7 protein-coding genes are annotated in these 8,103 nt (G+C 54.6%); 1 reads left to right on the top strand and 6 read right to left on the bottom strand.

Annotated features, from left to right (window positions below; translation table 11 throughout):
• Positions 1-653: 653 nt before the first annotated feature.
• Positions 654-899: a hypothetical protein gene (locus K1Y02_23390; GenBank protein ID MBX7259326.1), complete on the top strand. Its 246-nt coding sequence runs from the start codon at positions 654-656 to the stop codon at positions 897-899.
• A 131-nt stretch (positions 900-1,030) separates the two neighbouring features.
• Here K1Y02_23390 and K1Y02_23385 read toward each other — a convergent pair whose 3' ends face one another.
• The 6 genes from K1Y02_23385 to K1Y02_23360 form a co-directional block, all read right to left on the bottom strand.
• The gene (locus K1Y02_23385) at positions 1,031-1,294 is read right to left on the bottom strand and encodes a hypothetical protein (protein ID MBX7259325.1); all 264 of its coding nucleotides are present in this window, start codon (positions 1,292-1,294) and stop codon (positions 1,031-1,033) included.
• 95 nt (positions 1,295-1,389) lie between these two features.
• Positions 1,390-2,292, bottom strand: a complete 903-nt coding sequence (locus tag K1Y02_23380) for a DUF1559 domain-containing protein (GenBank protein MBX7259324.1) — start codon at positions 2,290-2,292, stop codon at positions 1,390-1,392.
• Positions 2,293-2,770: 478 nt separating this feature from the next.
• Positions 2,771-3,646 (bottom strand): DUF1559 domain-containing protein, encoded by an 876-nt coding sequence (locus tag K1Y02_23375; protein MBX7259323.1) that lies wholly within the window; start codon positions 3,644-3,646, stop codon positions 2,771-2,773.
• Positions 3,647-3,999: 353 nt separating this feature from the next.
• Positions 4,000-4,959: a DUF1559 domain-containing protein gene (locus K1Y02_23370; GenBank protein MBX7259322.1), complete on the bottom strand. Its 960-nt coding sequence runs from the start codon at positions 4,957-4,959 to the stop codon at positions 4,000-4,002.
• 525 nt (positions 4,960-5,484) lie between these two features.
• Positions 5,485-6,444, bottom strand: a complete 960-nt coding sequence (locus K1Y02_23365) for a DUF1559 domain-containing protein (protein MBX7259321.1) — start codon at positions 6,442-6,444, stop codon at positions 5,485-5,487.
• Between the two features lie 715 nt (positions 6,445-7,159).
• Positions 7,160-8,083: a DUF1559 domain-containing protein gene (locus K1Y02_23360; GenBank protein ID MBX7259320.1), complete on the bottom strand. Its 924-nt coding sequence runs from the start codon at positions 8,081-8,083 to the stop codon at positions 7,160-7,162.
• Positions 8,084-8,103 lie beyond the last annotated feature (20 nt).

Below are 8,103 nucleotides of genomic sequence, written 5' to 3'. Positions count from 1 at the left end.
CTCTTGGTCCTGCCGCCGCCGTCGCCCAAACCGGGTTTGGACAGAACCAATAATTTGCCAGCCGCGCCGGTAGGTTATCCACACCCAGAGAACGACTGAGGGCCCATACTCCCAGCCCCTTCTCTGGATGGGGATAACCTACGTGGCTACTATAAGGTCTCCACCACGTCCGTGTGCGTTTCAGGTGTCCTTGGCGTCCCTGGTGTCCTTGGTGCCCCATAGGCCCTCCTCGCTGTGGCGCGGTCTCCCGACCGCGCCACTCTTACGACCGTTAAGGTCTCCACCACGTCCGTGTGCGTTTCAAGCGTCCTTGGTGTCCCTGGTGTCCTTGGCGTCCCTGGTGTCCCTGGCGTCCCATAGGCCCTCCTCGCTGTGGCGCGGTCTCCCGACCGCGCCACTCTTACGACCGTTAAGGTCTCCACCACGTCCGTGTGCGTTTCAAGCGTCCTTGGTGTCCCTGGTGTCCCTGGTGTCCTTGGTGCCCCATAGGCCCCATCTCTTCTCCGCGCCCCCTTAAACTGCGAAAATCGCCACGCCCGAAACCCTGTTGCGACCAATATGGTCGAATCTGATACAATACGCCCTACGCGTATATCCCGGGAGCTTGGTCCTCGGGGGGCCGGGTTTACTGCATGTGAAAGGCATGGAGAGGGATGATGAAGCGATCGAAGCATATTCAGTATGCATCGAGACGGTACACGATGACGCCGGAAGAATCCGCGCGCTGGGAACGGTCCGATGACCACGAACGGCGCAGGCTGATAGGAGACCTTGGCGAGCGGTTAGCCGAAGACACCGCCGACTCAGGCTGCTACTACCTGTTTTACCATTCCAATGGTCAACTCTTGGCCAAGACCGTCCACCACGAAGCGCTCTTCTCGCAACGGTCTGCGCCCTAGCCGCGCGACCCCGGGCGTCTTCGCCCATCTGATGCGCAAGAAAACTCAATGAGCGCCCGGACCACAAAATCCGGGCGCTCGGTTCTTTTCAATAGGTAACCTGGCAGAAATGCACTTTTGCGCGAAGCGAGTTACCGGTTTTGCTCCAATGCATCCGCCTCTTCGCGGTCCCGTTTCCGTTTCTCCGACCGCTGAAGACCGAACTCTCTCACTTGCTCTGCCGCACTTGGGTCAGCCGGAGCGGCATTCTCCGCGCCACTGCTCCCCTCTACCGCCACCGGCTCCGATGCAGCAGCATCGTCCTTCTTCTCACCGCAACCGGCAAGCATCACGCAAGCCGCCGCGAGGAGTACGAGTCCAAACTGAAAGCTTGAGGCAACTACCTTCAGAACCATTTCACTTGTCCTTCCAAAGGTTCGATTCCCTGTCACCTGTACTCAGACTGAAGGCGGCGGGGATTCCTCTCCCCGCCGCCGCCAACATCTTTCCGTCAACCGCCGGCCGTCACGATATCCGAACAAAGCGGCCATTCCGCCGTGCCCGCCTGACCGGGGTATTTAACGAAACTCACGTGCCCGTCGAGGTACAAGACATTCGAACCACCTGGAATGTGGTTGAACTCGTTCGCATCAAGCTGACCACCTGGTGCCAATGCCGAGTCCCACATTACCGGTATCTGCGACTGAGCCTGACTGCTCGCCGCCGGATTGTTGATGTCCGAGATAAGGAATCGCTCAATTCCTTCCCGCATGAACATAAGCTGAATATCTCCGAATGCGGGTGAAGTCACTTCCAAGTCCTTACCCGCGTTTCCAACCCAACTCTGACCGCCGGAATCCGGCTCGACCACGGTCGCCAACAAAAGCAACAGCACGGTAATCGAATCCGTGGTCCATTCCGGTTTGAACACATAGTTGGTGGTTATGTACGAGTAGTCCGTACCTCGAATGAACTGCTCCCCACCCTTTCCGCTGGCTAAATATCCAGGGAAGGTGTCCCAACCTGCGTCAATGGTTCGGAGGAAGTCTGCCGAAGTCCCATCTTGGACGTTCTCGCCATCCGACGGACAGGTCATCAGGAACGGATCAGTCGCGTATTCAGGGAAGATGAGCAGACCTTCCCAGAAGCTCCACAAGCTGTCCTCCGTGGAAGGATCCGTCACTACCGCCGGTGCATGCCACCACTGCACTTGGTTGTGCGGATATTGTTCCCCCTTACTCTCATTGGCGTACATCTTGCCAATTAGACCCCACTGCTTCAGGTTGTTTTGGCAGCTCGCCCTGCGTGCCGCCTCGCGCGCCCGAGCAAGCGCAGGCAAGAGAATCGCAGCAAGTATCCCGATGATTGCAATTACGACCAACAACTCTATCAGTGTGAATCCGCGTTTTCGCATGTGAATCATCTCCTTCTTCTCCCTGAGTTTTTGATGGCGAAGTGGACAATTACCGCGTTGCTTGGGAGATGTGCTGAGTCTACCCTCCTTGGCACTCCGGCCTGTGTTGTGTTGTGAACAACGGGTTTAGGTACTAAACGGGGGGGAAGAAAGTGCGCTCCCCTTGCAGCTACATGATTCTACCGCACTGTATTTGATCCTGTCCAGAAAATCCAAAGTGCGAACCACGCTCCTAGAAAAATAGAGTGGACCAAACAGAGAATTCCCGCCAAAATTCCGCAATCTTGTCCTCTCCATGCCTTCGCGACGACGGATCTCGCCAACTCAGCAGTCTTGTCGAGGAGGCTCTCGAAATCTATCCCCCACTCTCCAGATTCGAATCCCCAAGGCTCCAGATACCCTCAAGAAACAACCGCGGCGCCGGCAGGTCCCATTGAACCCGCCGACGCCGCGAGGATCACACCCAATCAGTGACGGTCTACAACGAACCGGCCAACGTCACCAGAGACGCGAACGCTCTGGACGCAATTCCTTCGCCCGGATACTTGATGAAGCTCACGTGACCATCCATGTAGAGGATGTTTGCACCTCCGGGAATGTGATTGAAGTCCGACGGTGTCAATTCCAGACCATCAAACATAACCTGGATCGTGCTCTGCGCTTCCGCGCTCGCCGCCGGATTGTTGATGTCGCTGATCAGGAACCGCTCAATCCCTTCCCGCAACCGCATGGCCGTCTGGCTACCCCATTCCAGATCGACATCCGCCGCTTCCACGTCGCCCGCCGCACCGCCAAGCAATGCCACGAGCGCGCCTACAAAGTCCCCGTCAATGTAAGACATCAACGTCGCGTCGGTGATTGCTGCGTTGTTCGGATCCTCACCAGGATTCATGAAATCCTCCACCCGGAGCAGCCAGCTCAAATAGGTGTACGACCGCGAACCGAACCGGCACGGGTTCAGCGGCAGAGACGGATTGTCGAGTTGATTGAAGGTCCCATCCACAAAACTCGACAAACCATCCTCGTCCGACGGACAAATAAGCACCTGAGCGTCCGTAAGGTATTCAGGATAGATCTGGTTGCCTTGCGGGAAGAAATCCACGGTGCCGTCCGTGCAATCTCCCGCCACGTTATCCGTCTCGTCCAACACGTGAATGGTCGGATACTTCTCCCCCTTCGATTCGTTGGAGTACATCTTGAAGACCAACCCCATTTGCTTAAGGTTGTTCTGGCAGCTCGCGCGACGCGCCGCTTCGCGCGCCCGAGCAAGTGCAGGCAAAAGAATCGCGGCAAGTATTCCGATAATTGCAATTACCACAAGCAATTCAATCAATGTAAATCCACGCTTTCTCACTAAAGCTCTCTCCTTTGTCCAAAATGGCTATAAATAATGAACTTAGAACACGATCAACACATGCTATTTATAATTTATTTTCTACTTCTTATCACTTTTGTCAATTTCCAAAAAAGACATGACTATTCCCATCGTGCAATTGGGGGGAAAACCAACATTTCCCTTGCAGCTATCGAAGTTCTACCGCAGTAAGTCTAAATCTGTCCAGGAGATACAAAGGGTACACCACGCCAGTAAAAGAATAGCGCGGCCACAATCATCCGCGACATTCCCTCGTCCGCACACGAAAAAACCCCAGAGCCCTTATTGGGCTCCGGGGTTAGGATAGGACTATACTATTGACGCCGCTGCGGCTATGCCCCACCGACGACAATGGCCCACATCCGGCATACAGGTGACTCGCCCGGATACTTGATGAATGAGACGTGGCCATCCATGTAAAGCACGTTACCACCACCTGGGACATGGTTAAACTGAGCAACCACATTCTCCACTTCGTCGAACATTACCGGAATGGTGCTCTGAGCTTCGGCAGATGCGGCCGGATTGTTGATATCCGAAATGAAGAACCGCTCAATACCTTCGCGAAGGCGTGGAGCCGAATAACTTCCCCATTCCATATCGTTGTCAACAAAATCAAGACCGCCCTCGATGCTGTGACTCCAAGAGTCCGGTCCGGTGGTTGCCGCTTGCAGCGCAACACCAAAGTCTGCGTTGATTAAGCCGCTAACGACTGCCGTGACCAATACGTCCCCGGCCTCGTCTTTGTTTGCGGGCGCAGGAAGTGCAGCGAAACCGCCAGCATTAACGTCGCCGCCCGCAGCCGCTCCAAGGATACCCTCATCTCGAACGCCAATGATGGCCCAACCGATATACACGTAGTCTCCACCCGTATCTATGGCGCAAGGCGAAACTACGCCATCCGGGATATCACCGACCGTCCACCGGCCGGACGCAACAGGGTCACCATCACCCGCATTCGACGGGCAATAGTTCACGTGGGCATCGGTCAGATATTCAGGATAGACCTGGTTGCCCTGGAACATGAAGTCCGACGTCGGATCCGTGCACGATCCGTCATTGTGCGGATCGCCCGCGTCGCCGGCAAACTTCACTGTCGGAAACTTCTCACCTTTGGCCTCGTTCGAATACATTTTGAACATCAGGCCCATCTGCTTCAGGTTATTAGCACAACTCGCGCGGCGTGCCGCCTCACGCGCCCGCGCCAACGCCGGAAGCAGTATGGCCGCAAGAATGCCGATAATGGCTATAACTACCAGAAGTTCAATCAACGTGAATCCGCGCTTTCTCATGGTGTGCAGCTCCTTACGGGTTGCGTACAAACAGCGATCTTCTGTTTAGGAACCTCAGCAAACCTTGAGTAAATAGGGTCGCCCGGCAAACCTCCTTTCCGGAGCGCAGAAACGCGATTTCCTTCTTGAGGAGCACGGAGATCGAAAGGCACGTTGGAAATCCTTCGATTGCGTGTACTTCAGGCGGGACATCACTTTCACGCCCCTTCTTTTACCCCCGACTACACCTTCATTGTACTATGTATTGTGCGATTTTCCAATAGGGCAAATATCTCAATCAAAATCGGACAACTCCCCTGTCGCATAGGCTCAATTCACGGGATGGGCACGCCACGGCGCACATAACGTATGGCACACGGGCTTCTAGCCGCCTCCCCTGCAACCGACGGTTCTCCAATCCAACCGGCGCCGAACCCGTAATTTGGACGAATCGCTTTCCATGCAAATACCTTCCGGCCATGAAAAACCCCCGGAGCCCTCACCGGGCTCCGGGGGTCGATTCCCGCTCTTACCGAGCCGCTGCGACTAAGCCAGCGCACCTACGGCCGAAGCAACGGCCGGGCTAACCAAGTGCGGTCCAGGGTACTTGAAGAACTGGACATGACCGTCCATGAACAACACGTTGCTACCACCTGGAACGTGGTTGAATGCCTCCACACTAGTTGCGCATAAGTCAGCCGAAATAGGAATTTCGCTCTGCGCCTTAGTGCTTGCAGCGGCATTGTTGATGTCCGAAATCAGGAAACGTTCAATGCCTTCTCTAAGGCGATAAACCGTGTTTCCGGCACCATTACCATTACCATCCGGTACCGCTCCCTCCAGGTCGATGTCGTTGTCACAAGCGTCAAATGTGTCGGTGGCCAGCCCCAACACTCCCGCCAATTGAAAACTAACCAGCGGATAGACACCAGCGGGAACATCGTCGTCCAAGAGAGCAGGGTCGATGTCTCCATGGTCCGCCTTATCCAACAGGAATCCGAGATAGTAATACGAATCATCCGAAGCACCTTGCCCGATTTCGTACTCCCTACAAGCTACATGAAGGATAGACTCGCCACTGGCCGAATCTTGCATGATGCCAGGGTCCGACTCCGAGGGACACACCAATACATTGGGATCGGTCAGGTATTCAGGATAAATCTGCGGCACGTACGCGAAGAAATACGACGCAGGTTTCTGACCAGGGGTCAAAGTCCATTGCGTCCAGGGCAAACCAGCATTCATTCCCGCTTCGCATTCCACGCGGCCACCGTTAAGGTCTCGCATGTCATTCCGGAACTGGGCAATGGTGGGATACTTCTCGCCCTTGCTCTCGCCCGAATACATCTTGAAGACAAGGCCCAACTGCTTCAGATTGTTTGCGCAACTTGCGCGGCGTGCCGCTTCACGGGCGCGAGCCAACGCTGGCAACAAAATGGCCGCAAGGATGCCAATAATCGCTATAACGACAAGAAGCTCGATTAACGTGAATCCACGTCTTCTCATGGTACTATACTCCTTACTAGCTTTCGCTTAATAATGCACAACTTATGTAACAATAAACCCTTACAGAACATACAAACGCAAGGATTTCCCCGCAGCCTCCTTTCCGGAGCACGAATGAGTATTCCCCCTTTAGCCAGAATGCCTGGAAGACACCCCTCAGAGAAGGTCTATTCCAGGAATGCACAACGCGCGGGATACTTCTTACACGCCCCCAGTACTAACTTCGGTCACAGGATTAGTATACTACGCGCTCTGCACTTTGCCAAGATAGTTTCGTGGCGACATAAACGCCCCATTCTTCCTAGATCCGGCCAACTGGCCGATCCCTTGGCAGCAGACATACTTGGCACTTCCTGCGCCCGACGTCTACCCTTTCGATCCGAACGGCCTACTTACCGGTCGGTTAAACCAGTATACACCAACCGGCCCGCCTTGGCTACCCCCTTTATTCAGCCATCCCGGACTTCTCGAGAACGCTCTATCCGCTATGATTTGTCGCGAAAACGAATTGATATACTCCCTATCGCCATAGAGAGACCTCCAAGTTCGCCCGCTCGATAGAACTCCCTGTATGCCGAGAGTTCTCCGGCTTCAATACCTGAATCAGCGTAACGATATCGCACATTTTGCGTCATTTTCGACACATAGAGAAAGCGCCCAGGCTCTCTCTGCCTGGGCGCTTACGAAATCGATAACTCTGGTCAGCTCAAGGAGCTTATGCGCCTTCAATCAAGATTGCATCCACACGACGCGCGGGGAACTCATCGCCCGGGTACTTGACGAACGACACGTGACCGTCCAGGTACAGCTTGTTGATTCCGCCAGGAACGTGGTTGTAGTCATCCACGTTTAGCCGAATGATGTCAGCCATAACAAAGATAGAGCTCTGGGCCTCCGCTGAAGCCGCAGGATTGTTGATGTCCGAGATCAAGAAACGCTCAATCCCTTCCCGAAGCCGGAACAGAACCGTGCTGTTACCGGGAACGTAGTCATCGTAGTTGATGTCCTGATCGACGAGTTCATTCGCTTCTGGGACCGTGAGGGCGTCACTGGCATCGCTGATGAAACCATCGAGCGACAACGCAAGGCCGGCGTCAATGTAGCCTTGAGTGACCGCCGTAATCAGAAGATTGTTGTCATTCGGAATGCTCGCAAGCGCTCCGTCATTCGGATCCTGGAGCGGAGGATTGCCGGTAACCGTCTCTTCCTGGATCAACCACGACACATAAAAGTAGTCGTCGTCGTCGATTCGGCACGGCAGAATCGGCAGACTCGGATCGTCGTTAACATGAAACTCATTTGGCTCGGAATCCGGCGCCGAGGGGCAAAGGCTGATGTTCGGGTCCGTCAGGTACTCGGGATAAATGGAGGCACTGTTCGGGAAGAAGGTCGACGAGACTTCCGAGCAGTCTTCAGCGTTACTGGGCTCGCTCATCAGAATGTGAGGATACTTCTCTCCCTTAGACTCGTTCGCGTACATCTTGAACACGAGTCCCCACTGTTTCAGATTGTTTTGGCAACTCGCCCGTCGAGCCGCCTCTCGTGCGCGAGCCAGAGCCGGAAGCAAGATGGCTGCAAGAATACCGATAATGGCTATAACAACAAGTAATTCTATCAAGGTAAACCCACGTCTTCTCATTACTGTAATCTCCCATATCT

Source organism: Candidatus Hydrogenedentota bacterium, from assembly GCA_019695095.1.
Lineage (GTDB): Bacteria > Hydrogenedentota > Hydrogenedentia > Hydrogenedentales > SLHB01 > JAIBAQ01.
This window is presented reverse-complemented; position numbering and strand designations above follow the sequence as displayed.

Coding starts and splice junctions, on each gene's coding strand:
- K1Y02_23385 (MBX7259325.1), bottom strand. CDS start 1,294: ATGGTTCTGAAGGTAGTTGCCTCAAGCTTTCAGTTTGGACTCGTACTC.
- K1Y02_23360 (MBX7259320.1), bottom strand. CDS start 8,083: ATGAGAAGACGTGGGTTTACCTTGATAGAATTACTTGTTGTTATAGCC.
- K1Y02_23370 (MBX7259322.1), bottom strand. CDS start 4,959: ATGAGAAAGCGCGGATTCACGTTGATTGAACTTCTGGTAGTTATAGCC.
- K1Y02_23365 (MBX7259321.1), bottom strand. CDS start 6,444: ATGAGAAGACGTGGATTCACGTTAATCGAGCTTCTTGTCGTTATAGCG.
- K1Y02_23390 (MBX7259326.1), top strand. CDS start 654: ATGATGAAGCGATCGAAGCATATTCAGTATGCATCGAGACGGTACACG.
- K1Y02_23380 (MBX7259324.1), bottom strand. CDS start 2,292: ATGCGAAAACGCGGATTCACACTGATAGAGTTGTTGGTCGTAATTGCA.